This window comes from Roseomonas sp. 18066, assembly GCF_902706185.1.
In the GTDB taxonomy this organism is placed as follows: domain Bacteria; phylum Pseudomonadota; class Alphaproteobacteria; order Acetobacterales; family Acetobacteraceae; genus Pseudoroseomonas.
In genome coordinates this window covers 1-22,381 of the sequence record NZ_CACSJM010000056.1, presented here as the reverse complement: position 1 = coordinate 22,381, position 22,381 = coordinate 1, and the positions used below count along the sequence as shown (strand labels likewise).

Below are 22,381 nucleotides of genomic sequence, written 5' to 3'. Positions count from 1 at the left end.
CCGGCCCGGCTAGGGCGCGATCCCGCTGCCCCGCGCCGAGGGCACCGGCGTCGCCGGGTCGCCATCCATGGCGGCGACGATCTCCGGCTCCAGCGCCTCCAGCGCGAAGGGCAGCGACAGGATGCTGCCATAGGACAGCGCCGCCGAGACCAGCGCCGTGGTCACCACCTCCCGCCCCTCGCGATGCGCGCGCAGCAGTCGGCGCAGCGGCAGGCCGGCGACCTCGGGCACCTGCTCGGTGGCGATCACCCAGACCAGCAGGTCGGCCTCCAGCGGCGACAGGTCCTCGGGCGACAGCCGGGCGTAGAAGCCGTAGCTGGTCGGCAGGCGGGCCACCGCCTCGGGCTGGGCGAAGCCGAGCTCGGCCAGGAAGCGGCCGCGGGTGTCGCTGCGGATGAAGGCGCCGGTCTCGCCGCCGAAGGCATAGGCGGCGACGGCGTGCTTCCCGGCCCAGCCAGGATGCCGCGCCTGCGCCTCGGCGAAGCGCGAGCGGGTGGCGGCGATGGCGGCCTCGGCCGCGGCGCTGCGGCCGGTGGCCAGGCCGATGCGGCGGGCCAGCATGTCCCAGGGCGTGGCGAAGGCCGCCTGGTCGCGCTCCTGCATCAGCACGGGGGCGAATTTCGACAGGGTGGCGTGGATCTCGGGCGGCATGCCGGAGCCGATGCCGATGATCAGGTCGGGCCGCAGCGCCGCGACCCGCTCGACCGAGATATCGCCGCTCAGCAGCACCGGCGCCGGCCCCTGGCCAGCGACCGCCTGCAGCGCCGGTTGCGCCCAGGGCCAGATGGCGCCCGGCGCCTCGCCGAACCAGTGCCGCACCGCGACCGGCAGCACCCCCAGCGCCAGCAGCGTGTCCTGGGTGGTGAAGCCGAGCGAGACCACCCGCTGCGGGATCCCCTTCAGCACGATGCCGCCGAAGGCGTCGTCGAGGCGGATTTCCGCCGCCGCCGCCGGGCGGAGGCCCGCCGCCGCCGCCAGCCCGCCCAGCAGGGCGCGGCGGGGGAGAGAACCATCGGGGTTGCGCATCCTCGCCTCGCTGCTGCTGGCGGCCGCGATAGCAGATCGCGGGGGCGCGCACCCTTCAACCCTCGGCCATCGCGCCGCGGCGGCGTGTCGGCGGCCTGTCCGCGACGTGTCACTTGAAAGCCTGGCCCGCCGCCATGACCTGGGTTGCGAGACCCGATCCGGGCCCCTCTGGCGCAGGCGGCCCCCGGTGGCCGCGGCGTGATGTCGGATCAGACGCATCCACCGCCAGCGGGAACCAGCCTCCGATGTTGCAAGACTTCTTCCTGATGCTCGTCAGCACCTTCATCCTGCAGCCGGCGCAGGCCGAGCTCGGCGCGCGCCTGGCCCGGCTCCACGCGCCGCCGGCGGTGATCAGCCAGGTGACCGGCTGCGTCACCGCCGCCCGGCCGGTGCTGGCGCGGGTCTATGGCGAGGACCCGCTGCACGGCGTCGTCTCGGTGTTCCGTGTCTGGACCGGGATGACCACCTACCAGGCGGTGCTGCAGGCCGAGGTGCCGGCCTGCCACGCGGCGCTGGAGGCGGCGCAGCCCTTCATCGGGCCGGCGCCGGGGTGACGGCTAGCCCTCCCGCCCCTCATTGACCCGCGCCCGGGTCGCCAGCACGTCGGCGCGCTCGTTCATCGGGTCGCCGGCATGGCCGCGCACCCAGCGCCAATCGACCTTGTGCGGCTTGGCGGCGGCCAGCAGGCGCTGCCACAGCTCCATGTTCTTCACCGGATCCTTGGCCGCGTTGCGCCAGTTGTTGCGCACCCAGCCGTTGACCCAGCGGCTGATGCCATTGCGGACGTATTCGCTGTCGGTGTTCAGCACCACCGTGCAGGGGCGCTTGAGGCTTTCCAGCGACATGATCGCCGCCGTCAGCTCCATGCGGTTGTTGGTGGTGGCCGCATCGAAGCCCGACAGCTCCTTCTCGACCGTGCCGTAGCGCAGGATCGCCGCCCAGCCGCCCGGGCCGGGATTGGGCTTGCAGCCGCCATCGGTCCAGATCTCCACCAGCCGGGCCTCGGCCCCGGGGGTGGCTTCCACAGCGTCAGAGGCCATAGGCGCTGGCGTCCTTCGCGCCCGCATGGAAGCGCAGCCGCTTCAGGTATTCCAGCGGGTCCTTGCGGGTGACCATGGCGCCGGGGGGGGTGTTGGTCCAGTCGAACAGCCGGGTCAGCAGGAAGCGCATCGCGGCGCCGCGGCACAGCACCGGCAGCGCCTCGACCTCGGCCTGGCTCAGCGGGCGCAGCGCCTGGTAGGCGCCGATCATCGCGCGCGCCTTGGTGACGTTGAAGGCGAAGTCGGGCTCGAAGCACCAGGCGTTCAGGCAGATCGCCAGGTCATAGGCCAGCGTGTCGGTGCAGGCGAAGTAGAAGTCGATCAGCCCGGAGACCCGCGGCGAGCCGCGCGCATCCTCGAGGAAGAAGACATTGTCGGGGAACAGGTCGGCATGGATATGCCCGCGCGGCAGCCCGACCGGCCAGGCGCCCAGGATGCCGGACAGATGCCCGTCCAGCTCGGCGATCAGCCCGGGCTGCACGGCGTCGCCGCCGGCGCGGCAGCGATCCAGCAGCGGCGCCCAGGACCGCGGGCCCAGGCCGTTCGGCCGCTCGGCGCGGAACCCCTCGCCGGCCGAATGCAGCGTCGCCAGGGCGGCGCCCAGCGGCGCGCAATGCTCCGGCCGCACCCGCCGCGGCCAGCCGCCGGGCAGGAAGGTGCAGATCGCCGCCGGCCGCCCGGCCAGCTGGCGCAGCGCGACGCCGTCGCGCCCCGCCACCGGCAGCGGGCAGGACAGGCCCTGCGCCGCCAGGTGCCGCATCAGGCCCAGGAACCAGGGCAGCTCCGCCGGATCGACCCGCTTCTCGTAGAGCGTCAGGATATAGCTGCCGCCGGTGGTCTGCAGCGAGAAGTTGCTGTTCTCCACCCCCTCGGCAATGCCGCGGAGGGCGACCAGCTCGCCGAGCTCGTAATCGGCCAGGAAGGCCTGCAAGGCAGCCTCCGTGACCTCGGTATAGACCGCCATCGGCGCTCCAGTTAGCAGTTGAGCGGGTGATTCACGCCTTTCGACGAATCCGTCTCAGGCGATCACCCGCTAGCGCGCCAGCGCGGCCGGCAGCTTGAAGGTGACGTTTTCCTCCGCCACCACGACTTCCTCAAGGGTCAGATCGTAGATCGCGCGCAGCCGGTCGATCACCTCGTCCACCAGCACCTCCGGCGCGCTGGCCCCGGCGGTGATGCCCAGCACCCGGACGCCCTCGACCAGGGCCATGTCCAGGTCGCGGCCGCGCTGGACCATGATGGCCCGCTCGCAGCCGGCGCGCTCCGCCACTTCCCGCAGCCGGACCGAGTTGGAGGAGTTCGGCGCGCCCACCACCACCACCATCTGGGCGCGGGCCGCGATCGCCTTGACCGCGCCCTGCCGGTTGGTGGTGGCGTAGCAGATGCTCTCCTTCGCCGGGCCGACCAGATGCGGGAAGCGGCGGTTCAGCGTCGCCACGATCTCGGCGGTGTCGTCCAGCGACAGGGTGGTCTGGGTGGTGAAGGCCAGCGGGCCCTCGGGCGGGATGACCGTCTCGGCCTCCGCCAGGTTGTCGACCAGGGTGACGCTGCCGGGCGGCAGCTGGCCCATGGTGCCGATCACCTCCGGATGGCCCTTGTGGCCGATCAGCAGGATATGGCGCCCGGCGGCCGAATGCCGCTCCGCCTCGCGATGCACCTTGCTGACCAGCGGGCAGGTGGCGTCCAGATAGACCATGTTGCGCCGCTGCGCCTCGGCCGGCACCGATTTCGGCACGCCATGGGCGGAGAAGACCACCGGCGCGTCCTGCGGCACCTCGTGCAGCTCCTCGACGAAAATGGCGCCCTGGGCCTCCAGGCTCTGCACGACGAACTTGTTGTGAACGATCTCGTGGCGCACATAAACCGGCGCGCCGAAGCGCTTCAGCGATTCCTCGACGATCTTGATGGCCCGGTCCACCCCGGCGCAAAAGCCGCGCGGACCGGCGAGCAGGACGTGCAGGGCGGGCTTGACGGTCATGGCAGCCTGTTCGATGGGGGCGTGGTGATTCATGGGCTCCGCCCGGCCTGTCCGGGGGTGGGGCTGCGACAGGGGGTGATGGACGGCCATCCGGCCGTGCTATCGAGACCCGGCACTAAGAGGAAGAGTGGCAGCATGGTCAAGGCGCGGAACCTCCGGGTCAGCATGATGGCGGCAATGGGCGCGACGGCGCTGCTCGCCGGCTGCGGCGGCAGCGACCGGGGCAATGCCCTGCTCGACAGCCTGGCCCCCTGCCCCAGGATCTCGATCATTGCCGACGCGGCCGACCTGACACGGTTCCGCAGCGGCGGCGGGCGCGACCTGACGGCGATGGAGCTCAATGCCTCGGTCTCCGGCTTCCAGGCGAAATGCGACTACGGGCGCAATGGCGGCCTGGACGTCGCCATCACCCCCAGCTTCCTGGTCGAACGCGGCCCCGCCTTCCGCGGCAACGCCGCCCAGATCACCTACATGGTGGCCGTCATGCAGGACGACCAGCCGGTGGCGCCGCCCACCACCTACGGCCTGCAGGTGGAATTCGCCTCCAACGTGTCCCGCGCCCAGGGGTCGGACGAAATCAGCATCCGCCTGCCCGGCAACCCCCAGGCCGCCGCCCGCCGGCAGATCTGGCTGGGCTTCGTCCTGTCGCCGGATGAGCTGGCTCTGAACCGGGCGCGTGGGCCGCGGTAGGACGACCCAGGATCGGGCAGGCTGGGGGAATGAATTCCCCCAGACCCCCATCTTTTTTCTGATCCACGGCCGTTAAGCGACCAGCGCCCCGTCGGATGCCGCACCAGGGCATCGCGGCGGGGCGAAGTTTTTGAGTGCAGCGTCCCGCCTGGTCAGGAGGCAGCGGCAGCCTGACAGAAAAAGGGGAATTCATTCCCCTGGCCTACCCTTCACTTGCTTTGCCTTCTCCCCTGGGGCAAGGAGACCCCACCTGCTGATCCCACGCGGGAGAGCATGGCGGCCCGGGTCCGGGACGCTGTCGCCGAAGGCGCAACCGGCCCCCGGAAACGCTCAGGCACAAAGGGCCGCGTGGAGAAGGGGCCTCTGGAAAGCCCGGCACCTGGAATCAGGGGCCGGCACCGACGGAGTAAGGCGCGCAACGCCCGCGCTGAATCTCTCAGGTCATCGGACAGAGGGGGGCCACGAACCCTGACCCGCTGCGCCCCCGGCGCGGCGTTGGAGGCTGCGTGGCCGAATCCGCTGAGATCCTTCTCGAAACGCCCCTGGCATCCCTGCATCGCGAGCTGGGCGGCCGCATGGTGCCCTTCGCCGGCTATTCCATGCCGGTGCAGTACCCGGCCGGCATCATGGCCGAGCACCTGGCCACCCGCGCCGGCGCCGCGCTGTTCGATGTCTCCCACATGGGCCAGGCCGAGCTGGTCGGCGACGGCGCCGCCGCCGCGCTGGAGCAGCTGACGCCTGCCGACATCCAGATCCTGAAGCCGAACCGGCAGAAATACGGCCTGCTGATGACCGCTTCGGGCGGCATCCTGGACGACTTCATGGTCGCCAACCTGGGCGACCGGCTGTTCCTGGTGGTCAATGCCAGCCGCAAGCACCTGGACCTGCCGGCGATCGAGGCGGTGCTGCCGTCCGGCGTCAAGCTGAACCGGCTGGAGGATCGCGCGCTGCTGGCCTTCCAGGGCCCGCAGGCGCTGGCCCTGCTGGCGCCGCTGGCGCCCGCGCTCGCCGCCCTGCCCTTCATGGGCGTGGCGTCGACGACGATCGGCGGCATCCCGGTGCTGGCCAGCCGCAGCGGCTATACCGGCGAGGACGGCGTCGAGATCAGCGTCGCCTCTGGCCAGGCCGAGGCCCTGGCCCGCCTGCTGCTGGCGCTGCCGGGCGTGGTGCCGGCCGGGCTGGGCGCGCGGGATTCGCTGCGGCTCGAGGCCGGGCTGTGCCTCTATGGCAACGACATCGACGAGACGACGAGCCCGGTCGAGGCCGCGCTGACCTGGACCATCGGCAAGCGCCGCCGCGCCGAGTGGAATTTCCTGGGCGCCGAGCGCGTCCGGGCCGAGCTCGATGGCGGGACGAAGCGCCTGCGCGTCGGCATCCTGCCCGAGGGTCGCCAGCCGGCCCGCGGCCATACCGAGATCGCCGTCGGCGGAACGACCATCGGCGAGGTGACCAGCGGCGGCTTCGGCCCCAGCCTGAACGGCCCCTGCGCCATGGGCTATGTGGCGCGCGAGCATGCGACCGACGGCACGAAGCTGGACCTGATGGTGCGCGGCAAGCCCGTGCCCGCCCGGGTCGCCGCCACCCCCTTCATTCCTCACCGCTACGCCCGATAAGGACCTGCCCCATGGCCGAGCTGAAATACACCAAGGATCACGAGTGGGTGCGGCTGGAGGGTGGCGTGGCCACCATCGGCATCACCGACCATGCGCAGACCGCGCTGGGCGATGTCGTCTTCGTCGACCTGCCGGAAGCCGGGCGTGACGTCGCGGCCGGCGAGGCCTGCGCCGTGGTCGAGAGCGTCAAGGCGGCCTCCGATGTCTATGCGCCGATCGCGGGTTCCATCGTCGAGTCCAACCAGGCCCTGGCCGACGACCCGGCGCTGGTGAACAGCGCGCCGACCACCGAGGGCTGGTTCTTCAAGATCAAGCCGGCCGACGAGGCCGAGATCGCCGCGCTGATGACCGAGGCCGAATACCAGGCCTTCGCGGACAGCCAGGCATGAGCAGCGCGCAAGCCACATCCGCGAGCTCTCCGCTCGACCAGCTCGCGGCGCTCGAGGATCACGGCGCCTTCGCGTCCCGGCATATCGGCCCGGGCGAGGCCGAGATCGCCGCCATGCTGAAGGTGGTCGGCGTCGCCAGCCTGGAGGAGCTGTCCGAGAAGACGGTTCCCAAGGCGATCCGCGGCCAGGATTTCTCGACGCTGCCGGCCCCGGTGAACGAGGCGGAAGCGATCGCCGAGCTGCGCGGCCTCGCCGAGCTGAACACCCGCCGGCGCTCGCTGATCGGCCTCGGCTACCACGGCACCCAGGTGCCGCCGGTGATCCTGCGCAACGTGCTGGAGAATCCGGGCTGGTACACGGCCTACACGCCGTACCAAGCCGAGATCGCCCAGGGTCGCCTGGAGGCCCTGGTCAATTTCCAGACCATGGTCACCGACCTGACCGGCCTGCCGATGGCCAATGCCAGCCTGCTGGACGAGGCGACCGCCGCGGCCGAGGCCATGGCGCTCGCCCTCGCCGCCAGCAAGTCGAAGTCGCAGACCCTGCTGGTCGCGGCGGATGTGCATCCGCAGACGCTGGCCGTCATCCAGACCCGCGCCGAGCCGCTGTCTCTCTCCGTTGTCGTCGTGCCTGTCGTGGACATCGCGACCGGCTGCGCGGAGAAGAAGCCTTTCGCGCTGGTGCTGCAGTATCCGGGCTCGACCGGCCAGATCCGGGACCTGACCGCCGAGATCGCGGCGATCCAGGCCGTGGGTGGCCTCGCCATCGTGGCCGCCGACCCGCTGTCGCTGGTGCTGCTGACGCCGCCGGGCGAGATGGGCGCCGATGTCGTCATCGGCTCCTCGCAGCGCTTCGGCGTGCCGATGGGCTATGGCGGCCCGCATGCCGCCTTCATGGCGGTCAAGGACGCCTATAAGCGGCTGATGCCGGGCCGCCTGGTCGGCGTCTCGGTCGATGCCGCCGGCCGTCCGGCCATGCGCCTGGCGCTGCAGACCCGCGAGCAGCATATCCGCCGCGAGAAGGCGACGTCGAACATCTGCACCGCCCAGGTGCTGCTGGCCGTCATGGCCGGCATGTACGCCGTCTGGCACGGCCCCGAGGGCCTGGTCCGCATCGCCCGCCGCGTCGCGCTGCAGGGGCAGCTGCTGGCCGATGCCGCCACCCGCGCCGGCTTCACGCTGCGCCACGACGCCTTCTTCGACACCCTGGCCATCGAGGCCGGCGCAAAGGCCGACGCCCTGATGGCCGAAGCGCTGTCGAGCGGCTTCAACCTGCGCCGGATCGACGCCACCGGCGTCGGCATCGCGCTCGACGAGACCGTCTCCCGCACCGAGCTCGAGACCCTGGTCGCGATCCTGGCCAAGGTCGGGGCCAAGGCCACCACCCTCGCCGAGCTGGCGCCCCAGGGCGGCATCCCGGCGGCGCTGGCGCGCGGCTCGGCCTTCCTGACGGCGGCGGTGTTCAACACCCACCACGCCGAGCACGCCATGCTCCGCTACCTGAAGTCGCTGGAGGACAAGGACGTCGCGCTGAACCGCAGCATGATCCCGCTCGGGTCCTGCACGATGAAGCTGAACGCGACGGCCGAGATGATCCCGGTGACCTTCCCGGGCTTCTCCGACATCCATCCCTTCGCCCCCGTCGACCAGGCCGCCGGCTATATCGCCCTGGTCCGCCGGCTGGAGGGGTGGCTGGCCACCATCACCGGCTTCGCCGCCGTGTCGCTGCAGCCGAATGCCGGCAGCCAGGGCGAATATGCCGGGCTGCTGGCGATCCGCGCCTTCCACAAGGCGCGCGGCCAGGCGCAGCGCGATGTCTGCCTGATCCCCTCCTCGGCGCATGGCACCAACCCGGCCTCGGCCGTGATGGCCGGCATGCGCGTGGTCGTCGTCGGCTGCGACCGCGACGGCAACGTCGACCTCGCCGACCTCGACGCCAAGATCGCGCAGCACGCGGAAAAGCTGTCGGCGCTGATGATCACCTACCCGTCCACGCATGGCGTCTTCGAGGAGGAGATCATCCGCATCTGCGACGCGGTGCATGCGGCCGGCGGCCAGGTCTACATGGACGGCGCCAACATGAACGCGCAGGTGGGCCTGACCGCCCCCGGCCGGATCGGCGCCGATGTCTGCCACCTGAACCTGCACAAGACCTTCTGCATCCCGCATGGCGGCGGCGGCCCGGGCGTCGGCCCGATCGGCGTCGCGGCCCACCTGGCGCCGCACCTGCCGAACCACCCGCTGCTGGCCGAGGCGGGTCCCGCCACCGGCTATGGCCCGGTCTCGGCGGCGCCTTTCGGCAGCGCCTCGATCCTGCCGATCTCCTACGCCTATATCCGGATGATGGGGCCCGAGGCGCTGACGCGCGCCACCCAGGTCGCCATCCTCAACGCCAACTACATCGCGCGCCGCCTCGATGGGCACTTCCCCGTGCTCTACAAGGGCGCCCGCGGCATGGTGGCGCATGAGTGCATCCTGGACTGCCGCGGCTTCCAGCAGGGCGGTGGCGTGCTGGTCGAGGACATCGCCAAGCGCCTGCAGGATTACGGCTTCCACGCGCCGACCATGTCCTGGCCGGTGACCGGCACGCTGATGGTGGAGCCCACCGAAAGCGAGACCCAGGCCGAGCTCGACCGCTTCTGCGACGCCATGATCGCCATCCGCGCCGAGATCCGCGCGGTGGAGCAGGGCCGCAGCGACCGCGCCGACAACCCGCTGAAGAACGCGCCCCACACCGCCGGCGAGATCGCCGCCAGCGACTGGACGCATCCCTACAGCCGGGAAGAAGCCGCCTTCCCGCTGCCCTTCGTGGCGGCGCACAAGTACTGGCCGCCGGTGAAGCGCGTCGACAACGTCTACGGCGACCGGAACCTGATCTGCACCTGCGCGCCGTTGGAAGAGTACGCGCAAGCAGCGGAGTAGTCCCGCCGTGACGCCCTGGCGTGGGTGCCGGTAAGGCGCAGGTCCCGTCACCGCCGGTGAACAGAAAAAAGATGGGGTCCAGGGGAATTCATTCCCCTGGCCTTCCCGTTCTTCTCTGTCCTTCAAATGACTTTATAAAACGCCGCCACAGCCTTCCCCACCTCCGCCAGCGCCGCGTTGCGCGCGGCGAGAGGGGCCGGGGTCCCGGTCAGATAGGCCGAGACCAGCAAAGGCGCCGACCCGTCCGCCGGCCACAGGATCCCGGCATCGTTGGTGCTGCCGCGCGGCCCGGTGCCAGTCTTCTCGCCGGCGCGCCAGCCCTGGGGCAGGTGGGCCTTCAGGCGTTCGTCGCCGGTCTTGTTCTCCACCAGCCAGCGGGTCAGCAGGGCGCGGCTGTCGGGCTTCAGCGCCGTGCCGAGCAGCAGCTTTTCCATCGTCTGGCTCATCGCCAGCGGCGTCGTGGTGTCGCGCGGGTCGCCGGGGGTGCCTTCGTTCAGCGCGGGCTCAATGCGGTCCAGGCGGGTCACGCTGTCGCCCAGGCGGCGCAGCCAGGCGGTCAGGCCGGCGGGGCCGCCCAGGCTTTCCAGCATCAGGTTGGCGGCGGTGTTGTCGCTCAGCGTGACGGCCACCTCGCAGAGGTGGCGCATCGGCAGGCCGGGGCCGCCGGCGCCGGCCTCGGTGCCGGGGGAATAGGCCACCAGCTGGTCGCGGGTGAAGCGGATCGGACGGTCCAGCTGCTCCTGCCCGGCATCGACGCGGGCCAGCACGGCGGCGGCGGCCAGCAGCTTGAAGGTGCTGCACAGCGGAAAAGGCTCGTCCAGACGATGGCCGGCCTGGCGGCTGCTGCCGCCGACCTTGATGGCGACGCCCAGGCGGCCGCCGGAGCGCGCCTCGATCTCGGCCAGGCGCTTTTCCAGCGGCGTGGCGGCGAAGGCGGGGGCGGCGGCGAAGGCCAGGCCCGCGGCGAGCAGGCTGCGGCGGTGGATGGTCATGCAGGTTCCTCCGGTTCGGGTGGCGGCAACCTGGCCGGCGCGCAGCCCCTCGACAAACGGGGAGATCTCGGGCGAAACATCAGAAAAATTTGGGTCTGGAGCCATGCGCACCCATCTGCCCCTGAACGCGCTCAGGGCTTTCGAGGCGGCCTCCCGCCATCTGAGCTTCACCAAGGCCGGGCTGGAGCTGCATGTCACCCAGGCCGCCATTAGCCACCAGGTGAAGAGCCTTGAGGAAAATTTGGGGGTGGCGCTGTTCCGCCGCCTGCCGCGCGGCCTGGCCCTGACCGATGAGGGCGCCGCCCTGCTGCCCGAGATCGCCGAGGCCTTCCGCCGCATCGCCAGCACGCTGGACCGCTTCGAGGGCGGGCAGCTGCAGGAGGTGCTGACCTTGGGCGTGGTCAGCAGCTTCGCGGTCGGCTGGCTGCTGCCGCGGCTGGAGCGCTTTCGGGCGGCGCATCCCTTCATCGACCTGCGGCTGCAGACCAACAACAACCGGGTGGACCTGGCGGGCGAAGGGCTGGACGGCGCCATCCGCTTCGGCGACGGCGCCTGGCACGGGACCGAGGCGGTGGAGCTTTTTTCGGCGCCCCTCGCCCCGGCCTGCGCGCCCGCGCTGGCGCCCCGGCTGCGGCAGCCCGAGGATCTTTCCGGCGAGACGCTGCTGCGCTCCTACCGCGCCGATGAATGGGCGCGCTGGTTCGCCGGGCTGGAGCTGCCCTGCCCGCCCCTGCGCGGCTTCCTGTTCGATTCGTCGCTGGCCCTGGCCGAGGCGGCGGCGCAGGGGGCGGGCGTCGCGCTGCTGCCGGCGCGGCTCTTCGCCCGCGACCTGCGCTCGGGGCGGCTGGTGCGGCCCTTCGCGCAGGAGGTGGCGCTGGGCAGCTACTGGCTGACCCGGCTGCGCTCGCGGCCGATGGTGCCGGCGCTGCAGAGCTTCCAGGACTGGCTGCTGGCCGAGGCCGCCACCGGAGATTAGCGGGCCGGCGTCCCAGGCTCGCCCAGGTCCCACCACATCCCGGCGAAGGCCAGCAGGCCCTCGCGCGCCGGGGCCTTCAGCAGGTGCTCGTCGGGCCCGTGCTGCTTGCAGCCATTGTAGCTGTGCGGCACCCAGACCAGCGGCACGCCCAGGTGGTCGACGAAGACATCGCCCGGCAGGCCGCCGCTGCTATTGGGGATGACCTGCACCCGCTGGCCCAGGCTCTTCTGCATGCTGGCCTGGGCCCAGAGCACCCAGGGGTGGTCGGGCGAGGTGCGGCTGGCCGGCATGCGGATGGCGGCCTGCTCGATGGCCACCGCTTCCAGCCCGTGCAGGTCCAGGTGGCGGCGCAGCGCCGCCTCGAAATGCGCCGGGTCGCTGTCGACGGTGTAGCGGATCTGGCAATGGGCGCAGGCATCGGGGGCGACGGCGTTGACCGGGTTCTCCGGCACGCCGCTGGTCATCGCCAGCACGATGAAGCTGTTCCAGCCATAGATCTTCTCGGCCGGGGTCAGGCCGGGCTCGCCCCAGCCTTCGTCGATCGTGGCCGCCCCGTCGCCGCCGCCGACCGGGCAGCCATCGAGCACCGCGCGCACCGCGGCCGGCACGCCGCTGCCCAGCCCGTCGCCGGGCAGCCAGCCGCGCACCAGGATCTTGCCGTTGCGGTCCATGATGGTCGACAGCGCATGCGCCAGCAGGATCGCCGGGTCGGTGGTCAGCCCGCCCCAATGGCCGGAATGCACGCCGCCCTGGCGCAGCCGCACCGCCAGGTCGAAATGCCAGGTGCCGCGGGTGCCGGTGGCGATGGTGGGCAGGCCGGGCTCGACCCGCGGCCCGTCGGAGGCGATCAGCGCATCGGCCGACAGTTCTTCCGCATGGGCCGCGACGAAATCGCGCAGGCCCTTGCTGCCGCGTTCCTCGGCGGTCTCCAGCACCAGCTTGACGTTGGCGCCGAGGCGGCCGCCGCGCTCGTCCAGCACGGCCTGCAGCGCGGCCAGGTCGATGGCGTGCTGGCCCTTGTTGTCGGCGGTGCCGCGGCCGTACCAGCGGTCGCCGCGATCGGTCACCGCCCAGGGGGCGATGCCGTCCGACCATTGCGCCGCCAGGCCCGCGACGGTGTCGCCATGGCCATAGAGCAGCACCGTCGGCAGCGCCGGGTCCTCGATGCGGGTCGCGGTCAGGATCGGGCCGAAGCCGGCTTCGGGATTGTCGTGGACCTGGCTGGCGAAGCCCATCTCGGCCAGCCAGGGGGCGATGCCCTCGGCCAGGTAGCGGGCGAGCGCCGGCGCATGCGCGGCTTCCTGCGAGGTCGAGGGGATCGCGACCAGCGCCGCCAGGCGTTCGGCGAAGCCGCCCTGGTCGAAGAAGCGCGCCGCCCGCGCCAAGGCGCCATCCCGTGTCGCCATCACCCCGAAGTCCCTTTTCCCGGCCCGCGGCGGCAGGCCCCGGGCTCGGGGTGGCCACGGCGTGTTGGCCGCAGCCAATGCGGCGCGGCAGCGCCCCCGTCAACGGCCATGCTCACGCTTGCCTTGGTTTTTCCGGCCAATCCTGTTCCAAAATCTGGAACTCGGAAACGCGGCTCAGCGGCTGGTGCGGGCCGGCGCGCCACCGGAAGCCGCCGTCGCCGCGCCGGAGGACCCGCCCGAGCCGCCCCCGATGGCGCCGGTGCCCAGCAGCGCCGCGGCGGCCAGCGGCAGGCCGATGCCGAGCGGCGCCGCCAGCCCGATGCCCGCGGCGGGTGCCAGGATCAGCGGCGCGGCGGCCTCAGCCACGGCGCCGCCGGCCAGCGCCCCGCCCGCCAGCGCGCCCGGCATGCCGGGAGCCCCGGCCAGCCCGCCGGAGGCGGCGCCGGGCGGGGGCGCGACCAGCCGCGGCCGGTCCTGGCCGCGCGGCGGGATGACGATGCCGGCCCCGGCGGGAACGGCGATGCTGCGCAACGGCAATTGCCCCTGCGCCGCGGCGGGGCCGGCCAGCAGCATGCTCGCCAGAAAGGCGAAGCCCGTGCTGGCCAGCACGCCGGATGGGGCGTACAAGCCCAGGATGCACAACCTCAGGCTGCAGAGCGGGCTGTCAGGCATGCTGCGTCTCCCGCAGGGTGACGTGGAAGGCCGGCAGGGTCAGGCTGGCGGCCTCGGCGGCCAGCAGCCGGGGGAAGACCAGCTCCACCCCGAAACGGCGGGCCAGCTGCAGCTGCGGCACCAGGTGGATATCGGCCATGCCGGGGCGGTCGCCGAAGCAGAAGGGGCCGGCGGCGTCGTCGAGCAGCGCCTCGCCGGCTTCCAGCCCCTCGGTGATGGCCTGGCGGGCCCAGCCCTGGGCCTGGCCCTCGGAAGCGCCGGTGGCGCGCAGCCGCGCCAGCACGCGGGGGTTGTGCAGCATCTGCACCTCGCCCGCGACCGTCTGGGAAAAGGCGCGGATGCGGGCGCGCATCGCCGGGTCGGGCGGCAGCAGCGCCGGCGAGGGCCAGATTTCCTCGAGCCATTCCAGGATGGCGGTGGCATTGTGCAGAAGCTGGCCGTCGGGCAGCTTCAGGATCGGGCTGGGGCCGCGCGGCACGCCGGCGGCGATGCCGGCCGGCAGGGCGGTGCGGCCAGCGTCCTCGGGGGGGTCGCGCAACAGCAGCTCCGCCTCGACCCCTTTCAGGGCAAGGGCGATCTGGACCCGCCAGGTGGCGACACAGCGGCGATATCCATGCAGGTGCATTGCTGCCCCCTCTCCTCCCGATGCTGTGAGCAAAAGACCCGCGCTGTCAACGTTGCGCTGGCGACTGCGGCCAGCGGTTGTGACTTCTACCCGTCCAATGCCTCTTGCAGCCTGAACGTGGCAGAAATGAGCGCCCTTCCCGGGCAGCGCCGCCGCATTCTGCCGCATGGATTGAAAAGCCACCGGAAGCCACAGCGCGGTCGCCGCGCTGGCATGGCCCGGAACGCCTGAAGCGAAAGCCCGTCATGGACCAGACCGACCACCGCATCCTCCGCGCGCTCGCCCGCAATGCGCGGCTGACCAATGCCGAGCTCGCCGCCGAGGTCGGGCTGTCGCCCTCGCCCTGCTGGACGCGGGTGCGGCGGCTGGAGCAGTCCGGCGTGATCCAGGGCTATGTGGCGCTGCTGGACCAGGCGCAGCTCGGCCTGCCCGACACCGTCTTCGTCGAGATCATGGTGGAGAAGCATGACGAGGCGGCGCTGGCCCGCTTCGAGCAGGCGGTGCAGGACATGCCGGAGGTGCTGGAATGCCACCTGACCACCGGCGAATACGACTATCTGATCAAGGCGGCGGTGGGCGGCACCGCCGGCTATGAGGCGCTGCTGCGGGAGAAGCTGTACCGGCTGCCCGGCGTGCGCCACACCCGCACCGCCTTCGCGCTGCGCAGCCTGAAGCGGTCGATCTCGCCGCTGCCCTGAGGCGTCAGGCGACCAGGCCGGCCAGCGCCCGGCGCACCGCCTCGACCGGCAGGTCGGCCATCGGCATGGCGCGGGCGACGGCCACCGCCGGACCACGGGGGGCGCAAAGCGCCGGGTCGCTGTCCGGCCCGAAGAGGGCGAGGGTCGGGCAGCCGGCGGCGGCCACCAGATGGGTCGGGCCGGTGTCGTTGCCCAGCGCGAAACGCGCCACCCGGGCCAGCGCGCCGATCTGGGTCAGGTCGGTGCGGGAGGTCAGGTCGATGGCGGAGGGCGCGGCCGCCACGATGCGCGCCGCCAATTCCTTCTCGGACGGCCCGCCGAGGATGACCGCCGGGATGTCCGAGCTCGTGGCGATCCCGGCGAAATGCTCGACCGGCCATCGCTTGCCGGGGCGGCCGGGCGAGGCGCCGGGGATCATCAGGAAAAACTGTTCCGGCAGCGTGAAAGCCGACAGATCGCCGGCCAGCCAGTCGAGCGCGGGCGGCGGAAAGGCCGAAATCCCGGCGGCCTCGAGCTGCTCGCGCTGGCGCTCGACGGTGTGCAGCGTGTCGCGCAGCGGGTTGGCATGGGGGTGGCTGGCGCCGGCGGCGATGCCCGACCATTCGGCGCGGCGCCCGGTGAACAGGCGATAGCGCGACGACCGGCTGGAGGTCTGCAGGTCATAGACCCGGTCGAACCCGGCCCTGCGCAGGCGCAGCGCCAGCGCGGCCACGGCGCGCAGGTCGCCCCAGGAGGGCCGGCCGTCGGCCCAGACGCGGTCGAACCAGGGGGATCTTTCCGCCAGGCCAGCGAAGGGCTTCGTCGTCAGCAGGGTGATCTCGGCGCCGGGGTGATGCGCGCGGATGGCGGCGAAGGGGCCGAAGGCCTGCACGAAGTCGCCCAGCGCCGCCAGCTTGATGACCAGGATGCGCGTCGTCATGCGCCCAGCAGCTCCCGATAGACGGCGATGGTGGAGGCCTGCATGGCCGCGGTGGTGTAGTCGCGCTGCACCGCCGCCCGCGCCGCCGCGCCGATGGCGGCCCGGTCGTTGTCCGGCATGGCCAGGACAGTGCGGATGGCCTCGGCCAGGGCCGCGGGGTCGCCGGGGGGGACGCGCCAGCCGGTGACGCCCTGCGCCACGGTCTCGCGCGGGGCGCCGAGGTCGGCGGCGATGACCGGGCGGCGCATGGCCTGGGCCTCGACGACCGTACGCCCAAAGGCTTCCGCATCGGTCGAGGCATGCAGCACCAGGTCGGCCAGCAGCAGCGCCGCGGGCATGTCGCCGGTGTGGCCGGGCATGGCGACGTCCTGCGCCAGGCCGAGGCTGGCGATGCGGGCGCGGAGCTCCGCCGCATAGGCGCCTCGGCCATGGTCGCCGAGCAGGATGGCGAAGGGTTTCTTTTCGAGTTTGCTTAAAGCGTCCAGCAGCACTCCCTGGCCTTTCCAGCGGCTGATGCGGGCGGGCAGCAGGATGACCGGGCGGTCGCGCGGGATGTCCCAGGCCTGGCGCAGGGCGTCGATGCGGTCCGGCGTGACGGCCGCCGGGTCGAAAAGGCGCAGGTCGACGCCGCGGGGGATGATGCGGATGCGCGACGGGTCGGTGCCGTGGCGGGACTGGATGAGCTCGGCGATGAAATGGCTGATGGCGATGACGCGGTCGCCGCGGGCCATGACCGAGTTGTAGAGGCGCTTGCCGGGGAAGTTCTCGTTGTAGGCGCCGTGATAGGTGGTGACGAAGGGGATTTTTTCCCGATGCGCCGCGGTCAATCCGGCCCAGGCCGGCGCGCGGGAGCGGGCGTGGACCAGGCGGATGCCGTGCTCCCGGATCAGCCGTCGCAGGGCGCGGGTATTGGCGGCCCAGGCGAGGGGCGACTTGCCGGTGAGCGGCAGGGTGACGTGGGTGGCGCCGAGGGCTTCGAGGGCGGGCACCAGGCGTCCGCCGGCGGAGGCGACGATGGGGTGGTAACCGGCCGCGGCCTGGGCTTCGGCGATTTCCAGGGTGCCGCGTTCGACGCCGCCGCTGTTCAGGGCGGGCAGCAGCTGGAGGATGGCGGGCCTGGAGGACATGGGGTTTGGCATACCGGCAGGTGTCGTGCCTGACCAGTATGTCGTCCCGCCGTGCTGCCCTGACGGAGGTGCAGTCGTGGTGCTGCGCGGGTGACGGCCGTTGATGTGGGGGCCCGGGGGCATTCAATGCCCCCGGACTCTTATCCTCCTTTAACCCCGCCTGCTGTCAGCCCCGCGATGATCTGCTTCTGCGCCGCGAGGGTCAGGAGCAGCACCGGCAGCGTCACCAGCAGGGCCGCGGCGGCGAGGGGTCCCCAGGAGATCTGCTCGAAGGTGAGCATGTTGTTCACCGCCACGGGCAGGGTGCGGGTTTCGCGCCCGGCGAGGACCATGGCGAAGATGAAGTTGTTCCAGGAGAAGATGAAGGACAGGATCGTCGCCACCGTGATCCCGGGCCGGGCGAGCGGGAAGGCGACGTGGCGGAAGGCCTGCCAGATGGTGGCGCCGTCGACCAGGGCGGCTTCTTCCAGCTCGCCGGGCAGGCCTTCGAAGAAGCCGATCATGACCCAGACCACGATGGGCACGGTGATGACCAGGTGGGTGATGATGATGGGCGCCAGGGTGCCGGTCAGGCCGAGCCATTGGAACAGCAGGAAGAGCGGGATCAGGTAGGACAGGCCCGGGGTGATGCGGGCGATCAGGATCAGCATGGCCGCGCGCGTCGCGCGCATCTTGGCGATGCCGTAGCCGGCGGGGACGCCGATCAGCAGGGCCAGGCCGGTGGCGGTGAAGGAGGTGACGACGCTGTTCCAGGTGTAGAGCAGGAAGTCGTTGCGGGCGAAAACCGACAGGAAGTTGTCCCAGACGGGTGGGTCTGGGATGAAGACGGGCGGCCAGGCGGTGTTGTCCAGCTCGGTCTTCAGGGCCAGGGACAGCATCCAGAGGAAGACCATGGCGCCGGGCGAGACCAGGATCAGCACCGCCGCGGCGAAGCCGATCTTTTCCAGGATGCGCATCATGCCGCGTCCTTCACCCGGTTGCGGGTCCAGAGCAGCAGGGCGGCGAGCGACACGATCAGCAGGAAGAAGACCACCACCACGGCGCTGGCATAGCCCATGTTGTAGTAGGCGAAGCCCTGCAGGTAGAGGAAGATATTGATGGTCTCGCTGCTGGTGCCGGGTCCGCCCTGGGTGATGACATAGATGGTGTCGAAGGCCTTCAGCGCGTCGATGGTGCGGATGATCAGCGCCACGACGATGAAGGGCAGCAGCAGCGGCCAGGTGATGTGGCGGAAGGACTGCCAGGGGCTGGCGCCGTCGATCTTGGCCGCCTCGTAGGGGTCGATCGGCAGCGAGGCCAGGCCGCCGAGCACGATCAGCATGACCAGCGGCGTCCAGTGCCAGACCTCGACCATCACCAGCGTCGGGATGACGGTGCGGGCGTCGTAGATCCACATGCTGGGCGGGATGCCGAATTGCGTCAGGAGCCAGTTCAGCACGCCGAGCTGCGGGTGGAACATCATGGTCCAGACGAGGGCCACCGCCACCGGCGTCGCCATCATCGGCAGGATGAAGATGGTGCGTGCCAGGCCGCGCAGCGGGAAGTTGCGCGAGAAGACCATGGCCGCGGCCACGCCGAAGATCATCGGCAGCACCACGGCCAGGGCGGTGAAGTAGAAGGTGCGGGCGACCGACCAGAGGAAGCGCTCGTCGGTGAACAGCTTGCGGTAGTTGTCGAGGCCGACGAAATGGTGGCCGCCGCCGATCTTCCATTCATGGGCCGACATGAACAGGGTGAAGGCCCAGGGGAACAGGATGACGGCCAGCACCACCACGCCGGCGGGGACGATGAACCAGCCATAGCGGCGGGCATAGTTGCGGCGGCGCGGGGCGGCGACGGCGGTGGCCGTGCCCCCCGGCAGGGCGGTGGCGCCATTCGCCATTTAGGTCGCCCGCTCCGACTGTTCCAGCACCGGGCGGAAGGCGTCGGTGGCACGCTTCAGCTCGGTCGCCGGGTCGGCGCCGCCGATGGTGTTGGTGATGGCGGTGCCCAGCGTGTCGCGGAACTCGGTGACCGGCACGATCTCCGGCAGGCCGGGGCGGGCGATGCGGGCGCTTTCGGCCAGCGTGGTGAAGAACTCGCGCGGGAAGCGGCTGGTGCTGATCGCCTCCTCGTTGCTGAAGGGGCTGCTGCGGGCGGGCGCCCCGGCGCCGGAGGTCAGGTAGCGCAGCTGGTTCGCCTTGCCGCTGGCCCATTGCAGGTAGTACCAGGCGGCGCCCCGCCGGCGGCTCTGCTCGCTGATGCCGAAGGCGGTGCCGAACAGGCAGCAATGATGGTTGGCGGGGCCGGCCGGCGACACCGCATAGCCGACCTTGCCGGCGATGCGGGAGCGGGTCTTGTCCTCGAGCGGCGCCGCGAAGCCGACGCCGTCGATCCAGAAGGCGGCGCGGCCCTGCATGAAGGTGGTCTGGCACTCGTTCCAGTTGAAGCCGACGCTGCCGGGCGGCGCGCATTCGCGCATCATCTTCTGGTACATCTGCGTGGCCCAGACGGCATCCGGCGTGTCGGTCAGCAGCTTCATGTCGGCGCTGACGGTGTCGCGCTGCGCGGTGCCGAGCAGGAAGGAGCTCCACAGCACCACGTTGGCGTTGCGCAGCCCGCGGCCGACGAAGCCGTATTGCTGCTTGGCGGGGTCGGTCAGCGCCTTGGCGGCGATGTAGAGCTCGTCGAAGGTCTTCGGCACGGCGATGTTCTTCGCCGCCAGCAGCTCCTTGTTGTAGTACATGATGAAGTAGTCGGTGAATTCCGGCAGGGTATCCATCCGGCCATCGGCCTGGGTGGAATAGGTCACCGACCCCGCGCCGAAATCGCCGAAGTCGAAATCCGGCGCGGTCATGCTCGCATCCTGGATCAGCGGCTTGATGTCGGCGCACCATTTGGCGCGGCCGACCTGGCGCTTGCTGACATGCAGGCTGATGCCGACCACGTCGAAGGACGGCCGGCCGGAGGCGAATTCGATAGCGAATTTCTGCCGGTGCTGCTGCTCGGGGATCTGCTCGGCGCCGACCTTGATGCCGGTCAGCTCCTCGAATTCCCGCTGGTGCTGGATCAGCAGGGAGGAGCGCGGGTTGGAGGTCAGGCTGGCCTCGACCTTCTCGCCCTTGAAGCGCTGCCAGTCGAAGGCCTGCTGCGCCCCCACCTTGGCCACCAGCGGCGGCGCCGCCAAGGCCGGCACGGCCAGAAGGCCGGCCCGAAGCGCCATGCGCCGCGTGAGCTCGGACATCGTTTCACTCCTCCCCGGTCCCGGACTTTGCCGGTTGTGATGTTATGCTTTCATCCCCACGGGGCGGATGGCAAGCGCCATCGGTTAGGATTACGAGAAAGCCGGAAATGGAGGACGTCCCAGAATGACCCAGCCCGACCCCGCCGCGCCGACCGCCCTGCCCGCCGATTGGAGGGACGGCCATTTCGCGCTGCGCGCCGAGGGGCCCGAGGGCCCGCTGGCGCTCGCCCTGTCCGGCGGCCAGGTGATGGACATGACCCCGGCCTATGGCACCGTCAGCGCCTGGCTGAACGGCGCCGACCCGGTCAGCGCCATCGGCGCCGAGGGCGAGCCCCTGGCGCTGGACCTGCCCGCCCTGCTGGCGGGGGAAGGCCCCTACCGCCTGCTGGCCCCCTTCGACCTGCAGGCGCTGAAGGCCTGCGGCGTGACCTATGCGCGCTCGATGCTGGAGCGGGTGATCGAGGAGCGCTGCCGCGGCGATGCCAGCCAGGCCGAGCGCGTCCGCGGCGAGATCCGCGACATCATCGGCGACGACCTGGCGGCGCTCCGCCCCGGCAGCGCCGAAGCGATCGCATTGAAAGAAAACCTGATCGCCCGCGGCTGGTGGAGCCAGTATCTGGAGGTCGGCATCGGCCCGGATGCGGAGGTCTTCACCAAGGGCCAGTCGCTCTCCGCCGTCGGCTCCGGCGCGCTGATCGGCATCCATCCCGGCAGCGACTGGAACAACCCGGAGCCCGAGGTGGTCCTGGCCGTGAACGCGGCCGGCACCATCGTCGGCGCGGCGCTGGGCAATGACGTGAACCTGCGCGACGTCGAGGGGCGCTCCGCCCTGCTGCTCGGCCGCGCCAAGGACAACAACGCCGCCTGCGCCATCGGCCCGGCCATCCGCCTCTTCGCCGACGATTTCGGCATCGAGGATATCCGCGCCGCCGAGATCCGCCTGACCATCACCGGCACCGACGGCTTCACCCTGGACGAGGCTGGCAAGGTCGGCAGCATCAGCCGCGACCCGACCGACCTGGTCGGCCAGATGCTGAACGCCCACCACCAGTATCCGGACGGGGCGGCGCTGTTCCTCGGCACGCCCTTCTCGCCGTCGAAGGACCGCGGCGCGCCGGGGGCCGGCTTCACCCACCGCATGGACGACGTGGTGCGCATCGCCAGCCCGCGGCTGGGCGCGCTGAGCAACACCGTCCGCCGCACCGATGAATGCCCGCCCTGGACCTTCGGCATCGGCGCGCTGATGGCCAACCTCGCCCGCCGCGGCCTGCCGAAGGCATGATCGAGGCCATGGCCGAGACCACGGGGCGCCTCGATCGCGGCGACGGCACCCACCTGGCCTGGGCGCGGCTGGAGGGCGACGGGCCGACCGTCGTCTTCCTCGCCGGCTTCCGCTCCGACATGGAGGGCAGCAAGGCCCTGGCGCTGCGCGACTGGTGCGCGGCCCAGGGCCAGTCCTTCCTGCGCTTCGACTATGCCGGCCACGGCACCAGCGACGATGCCTTCGAGAACGGCTGCATCGGCCGCTGGGCCGAGGACGCGGCCATCGTGCTGGACAAGCTGACTACCGGGCCCCTGGTGCTGGTCGGCTCCTCCATGGGCGGCTGGATCAGCCTGCTCCTGTCCCGCCGCATGCCCGAGCGCATCCAGGCGCTGCTCGGCATCGCCGCGGCGCCGGATTTCACCGAAGACCTGATGTGGCCGCATTTCTCGGCCGAGCAGCAGCAGGCGCTGCTGCGCGACGGCATCATCCACCTCGACAGCCCCTACGGGCCGCCCGTGCCGATCACCCTGCGGCTGATCGAGGACGGCAAGGACCAGCGCGTGCTGAACGCGCCCCTGCCCTTCTCAGGGCCGGTGCGGCTGCTGCAAGGCATGCGCGACGCGGAAGTGCCTTGGCAGACGGCGATCCGCATCGCCGACCATATCGCGTCCAGCGATACGAAAGTCGTCCTGATCAAGGACGGCGACCATCGCCTGTCGCGCGACGAAGACATCGCCACGCTGACCAACACGCTGGAAGAGCTGCTCTAGCCTGGGGGCTCCGCCCCCAGACCCCCGCCGGGGGGATAGTATCCCCACGGAC

22 protein-coding genes and 1 riboswitch are annotated in these 22,381 nt (G+C 71.3%); of the genes, 9 read left to right on the top strand and 13 right to left on the bottom strand.

Annotated features, from left to right (window positions below; translation table 11 throughout):
• Window positions 1-9: 9 nt before the first annotated feature.
• Window positions 10-1,026: an ABC transporter substrate-binding protein gene (locus GVN67_RS13405; RefSeq protein WP_159996704.1), complete on the bottom strand. Its 1,017-nt coding sequence runs from the start codon at window positions 1,024-1,026 to the stop codon at window positions 10-12.
• A 245-nt stretch (window positions 1,027-1,271) separates the two neighbouring features.
• Between GVN67_RS13405 and GVN67_RS13400 the strand changes: the two genes are divergently transcribed.
• Window positions 1,272-1,580: a hypothetical protein gene (locus GVN67_RS13400; protein WP_159996702.1), complete on the top strand. Its 309-nt coding sequence runs from the start codon at window positions 1,272-1,274 to the stop codon at window positions 1,578-1,580.
• Window positions 1,581-1,583: 3 nt separating this feature from the next.
• Here GVN67_RS13400 and rnhA read toward each other — a convergent pair whose 3' ends face one another.
• From rnhA to ispH, 3 genes are all read right to left on the bottom strand, one after another.
• A complete protein-coding gene (gene rnhA / locus GVN67_RS13395; protein WP_159996700.1) occupies window positions 1,584-2,066 on the bottom strand; it encodes a ribonuclease HI in 483 nt (160 codons plus the stop codon).
• Entirely contained in the window at window positions 2,056-3,030 is a 975-nt protein-coding gene (locus GVN67_RS13390; RefSeq protein WP_159996698.1) for a homoserine kinase, read from the bottom strand. The genes rnhA and GVN67_RS13390 overlap by 11 nt, the downstream gene beginning before the upstream one ends.
• A gap of 69 nt (window positions 3,031-3,099) precedes the next feature.
• Entirely contained in the window at window positions 3,100-4,077 is a 978-nt protein-coding gene (gene ispH / locus GVN67_RS13385; protein WP_159996696.1) for a 4-hydroxy-3-methylbut-2-enyl diphosphate reductase, read from the bottom strand.
• Between the two features lie 102 nt (window positions 4,078-4,179).
• On the opposite strand from ispH, the gene GVN67_RS13380 reads away from it, so the two are divergent.
• From GVN67_RS13380 to gcvP, 4 genes are all read left to right on the top strand, one after another.
• A complete protein-coding gene (locus GVN67_RS13380) occupies window positions 4,180-4,734 on the top strand; it encodes a hypothetical protein (protein ID WP_159996694.1) in 555 nt (184 codons plus the stop codon).
• Window positions 4,735-4,988: 254 nt separating this feature from the next.
• Window positions 4,989-5,091, top strand: a riboswitch (glycine riboswitch).
• Window positions 5,092-5,240: 149 nt separating this feature from the next.
• Window positions 5,241-6,347 (top strand): glycine cleavage system aminomethyltransferase GcvT, encoded by a 1,107-nt coding sequence (gcvT, locus tag GVN67_RS13375; RefSeq protein ID WP_159996692.1) that lies wholly within the window; start codon window positions 5,241-5,243, stop codon window positions 6,345-6,347.
• 11 nt (window positions 6,348-6,358) lie between these two features.
• Window positions 6,359-6,736: a glycine cleavage system protein GcvH gene (gcvH, locus tag GVN67_RS13370; protein ID WP_159996690.1), complete on the top strand. Its 378-nt coding sequence runs from the start codon at window positions 6,359-6,361 to the stop codon at window positions 6,734-6,736.
• Complete coding sequence (gcvP, locus tag GVN67_RS13365) at window positions 6,733-9,657, top strand: aminomethyl-transferring glycine dehydrogenase (protein WP_159996688.1); 2,925 nt, start codon at window positions 6,733-6,735, stop codon at window positions 9,655-9,657. The genes gcvH and gcvP overlap by 4 nt, the downstream gene beginning before the upstream one ends.
• A 122-nt stretch (window positions 9,658-9,779) precedes the next feature.
• Here gcvP and bla read toward each other — a convergent pair whose 3' ends face one another.
• On the bottom strand, window positions 9,780-10,649 hold the full coding sequence (gene bla, locus GVN67_RS13360) for a class A beta-lactamase (protein ID WP_159996686.1): 870 nt from the start codon (window positions 10,647-10,649) through the stop codon (window positions 9,780-9,782).
• A 103-nt stretch (window positions 10,650-10,752) separates the two neighbouring features.
• Between bla and GVN67_RS13355 the strand changes: the two genes are divergently transcribed.
• Window positions 10,753-11,625 carry a LysR family transcriptional regulator gene (locus GVN67_RS13355; protein WP_159996684.1) on the top strand — a complete coding sequence of 291 codons (873 nt, stop codon included), beginning with the start codon at window positions 10,753-10,755 and terminating at the stop codon, window positions 11,623-11,625.
• Here GVN67_RS13355 and GVN67_RS13350 read toward each other — a convergent pair.
• The 3 genes from GVN67_RS13350 to GVN67_RS13340 form a co-directional block, all read right to left on the bottom strand.
• Window positions 11,622-13,031, bottom strand: coding sequence for a M20/M25/M40 family metallo-hydrolase (locus tag GVN67_RS13350; protein WP_159996682.1), 1,410 nt, complete (start codon window positions 13,029-13,031; stop codon window positions 11,622-11,624). The genes GVN67_RS13355 and GVN67_RS13350 overlap by 4 nt on opposite strands.
• A gap of 174 nt (window positions 13,032-13,205) precedes the next feature.
• Window positions 13,206-13,703 carry a hypothetical protein gene (locus GVN67_RS13345; protein ID WP_159996680.1) on the bottom strand — a complete coding sequence of 166 codons (498 nt, stop codon included), beginning with the start codon at window positions 13,701-13,703 and terminating at the stop codon, window positions 13,206-13,208.
• Complete coding sequence (locus GVN67_RS13340) at window positions 13,696-14,328, bottom strand: glutathione S-transferase N-terminal domain-containing protein (RefSeq protein ID WP_159996678.1); 633 nt, start codon at window positions 14,326-14,328, stop codon at window positions 13,696-13,698. The genes GVN67_RS13345 and GVN67_RS13340 overlap by 8 nt, the downstream gene beginning before the upstream one ends.
• A gap of 245 nt (window positions 14,329-14,573) precedes the next feature.
• Between GVN67_RS13340 and GVN67_RS13335 the strand changes: the two genes are divergently transcribed.
• On the top strand, window positions 14,574-15,026 hold the full coding sequence (locus GVN67_RS13335) for an Lrp/AsnC family transcriptional regulator (protein WP_159996676.1): 453 nt from the start codon (window positions 14,574-14,576) through the stop codon (window positions 15,024-15,026).
• 4 nt (window positions 15,027-15,030) lie between these two features.
• On the opposite strand, the gene GVN67_RS13330 is transcribed toward GVN67_RS13335, so the two are convergent.
• The 5 genes from GVN67_RS13330 to GVN67_RS13310 form a co-directional block, all read right to left on the bottom strand.
• Window positions 15,031-15,945, bottom strand: coding sequence for a glycosyltransferase family 9 protein (locus GVN67_RS13330; protein ID WP_159996674.1), 915 nt, complete (start codon window positions 15,943-15,945; stop codon window positions 15,031-15,033).
• The gene (locus GVN67_RS13325; RefSeq protein ID WP_235035281.1) at window positions 15,942-17,072 is read right to left on the bottom strand and encodes a glycosyltransferase family 4 protein; all 1,131 of its coding nucleotides are present in this window, start codon (window positions 17,070-17,072) and stop codon (window positions 15,942-15,944) included. Before GVN67_RS13325 ends, GVN67_RS13330 begins: the two co-directional genes overlap by 4 nt.
• A gap of 140 nt (window positions 17,073-17,212) precedes the next feature.
• Complete coding sequence (locus GVN67_RS13320; protein WP_159996670.1) at window positions 17,213-18,031, bottom strand: carbohydrate ABC transporter permease; 819 nt, start codon at window positions 18,029-18,031, stop codon at window positions 17,213-17,215.
• Window positions 18,028-18,954 (bottom strand): carbohydrate ABC transporter permease, encoded by a 927-nt coding sequence (locus GVN67_RS13315; RefSeq protein WP_159996668.1) that lies wholly within the window; start codon window positions 18,952-18,954, stop codon window positions 18,028-18,030. The genes GVN67_RS13320 and GVN67_RS13315 overlap by 4 nt, the downstream gene beginning before the upstream one ends.
• Window positions 18,955-20,295 carry a sugar ABC transporter substrate-binding protein gene (locus tag GVN67_RS13310; RefSeq protein WP_159996666.1) on the bottom strand — a complete coding sequence of 447 codons (1,341 nt, stop codon included), beginning with the start codon at window positions 20,293-20,295 and terminating at the stop codon, window positions 18,955-18,957.
• A 124-nt stretch (window positions 20,296-20,419) separates the two neighbouring features.
• Between GVN67_RS13310 and GVN67_RS13305 the strand changes: the two genes are divergently transcribed.
• Complete coding sequence (locus GVN67_RS13305; RefSeq protein WP_159996664.1) at window positions 20,420-21,577, top strand: fumarylacetoacetate hydrolase family protein; 1,158 nt, start codon at window positions 20,420-20,422, stop codon at window positions 21,575-21,577.
• A gap of 8 nt (window positions 21,578-21,585) precedes the next feature.
• Window positions 21,586-22,329, top strand: coding sequence for a carboxylesterase (locus GVN67_RS13300; RefSeq protein WP_159996662.1), 744 nt, complete (start codon window positions 21,586-21,588; stop codon window positions 22,327-22,329).
• Window positions 22,330-22,381 lie beyond the last annotated feature (52 nt).

What these genes read in the sequence shown, in the direction of transcription:
- GVN67_RS13405 (WP_159996704.1), bottom strand. Translation starts at nt 1,026, where the DNA reads ATGCGCAACCCCGATGGTTCTCTCCCCCGCCGCGCCCTGCTGGGCGGG.
- GVN67_RS13400 (WP_159996702.1), top strand. Translation starts at nt 1,272, where the DNA reads ATGTTGCAAGACTTCTTCCTGATGCTCGTCAGCACCTTCATCCTGCAG.
- rnhA (WP_159996700.1), bottom strand. Translation starts at nt 2,066, where the DNA reads ATGGCCTCTGACGCTGTGGAAGCCACCCCCGGGGCCGAGGCCCGGCTG.
- GVN67_RS13390 (WP_159996698.1), bottom strand. Translation starts at nt 3,030, where the DNA reads ATGGCGGTCTATACCGAGGTCACGGAGGCTGCCTTGCAGGCCTTCCTG.
- ispH (WP_159996696.1), bottom strand. Translation starts at nt 4,077, where the DNA reads ATGAATCACCACGCCCCCATCGAACAGGCTGCCATGACCGTCAAGCCC.
- GVN67_RS13380 (WP_159996694.1), top strand. Translation starts at nt 4,180, where the DNA reads ATGGTCAAGGCGCGGAACCTCCGGGTCAGCATGATGGCGGCAATGGGC.
- gcvH (WP_159996690.1), top strand. Translation starts at nt 6,359, where the DNA reads ATGGCCGAGCTGAAATACACCAAGGATCACGAGTGGGTGCGGCTGGAG.
- gcvP (WP_159996688.1), top strand. Translation starts at nt 6,733, where the DNA reads ATGAGCAGCGCGCAAGCCACATCCGCGAGCTCTCCGCTCGACCAGCTC.
- bla (WP_159996686.1), bottom strand. Translation starts at nt 10,649, where the DNA reads ATGACCATCCACCGCCGCAGCCTGCTCGCCGCGGGCCTGGCCTTCGCC.
- GVN67_RS13355 (WP_159996684.1), top strand. Translation starts at nt 10,753, where the DNA reads ATGCGCACCCATCTGCCCCTGAACGCGCTCAGGGCTTTCGAGGCGGCC.
- GVN67_RS13350 (WP_159996682.1), bottom strand. Translation starts at nt 13,031, where the DNA reads ATGGCGACACGGGATGGCGCCTTGGCGCGGGCGGCGCGCTTCTTCGAC.
- GVN67_RS13345 (WP_159996680.1), bottom strand. Translation starts at nt 13,703, where the DNA reads ATGCCTGACAGCCCGCTCTGCAGCCTGAGGTTGTGCATCCTGGGCTTG.
- GVN67_RS13340 (WP_159996678.1), bottom strand. Translation starts at nt 14,328, where the DNA reads ATGCACCTGCATGGATATCGCCGCTGTGTCGCCACCTGGCGGGTCCAG.
- GVN67_RS13335 (WP_159996676.1), top strand. Translation starts at nt 14,574, where the DNA reads ATGGACCAGACCGACCACCGCATCCTCCGCGCGCTCGCCCGCAATGCG.
- GVN67_RS13330 (WP_159996674.1), bottom strand. Translation starts at nt 15,945, where the DNA reads ATGACGACGCGCATCCTGGTCATCAAGCTGGCGGCGCTGGGCGACTTC.
- GVN67_RS13325 (WP_235035281.1), bottom strand. Translation starts at nt 17,072, where the DNA reads ATGTCCTCCAGGCCCGCCATCCTCCAGCTGCTGCCCGCCCTGAACAGC.
- GVN67_RS13320 (WP_159996670.1), bottom strand. Translation starts at nt 18,031, where the DNA reads ATGATGCGCATCCTGGAAAAGATCGGCTTCGCCGCGGCGGTGCTGATC.
- GVN67_RS13315 (WP_159996668.1), bottom strand. Translation starts at nt 18,954, where the DNA reads ATGGCGAATGGCGCCACCGCCCTGCCGGGGGGCACGGCCACCGCCGTC.
- GVN67_RS13310 (WP_159996666.1), bottom strand. Translation starts at nt 20,295, where the DNA reads ATGTCCGAGCTCACGCGGCGCATGGCGCTTCGGGCCGGCCTTCTGGCC.
- GVN67_RS13305 (WP_159996664.1), top strand. Translation starts at nt 20,420, where the DNA reads ATGACCCAGCCCGACCCCGCCGCGCCGACCGCCCTGCCCGCCGATTGG.
- GVN67_RS13300 (WP_159996662.1), top strand. Translation starts at nt 21,586, where the DNA reads ATGGCCGAGACCACGGGGCGCCTCGATCGCGGCGACGGCACCCACCTG.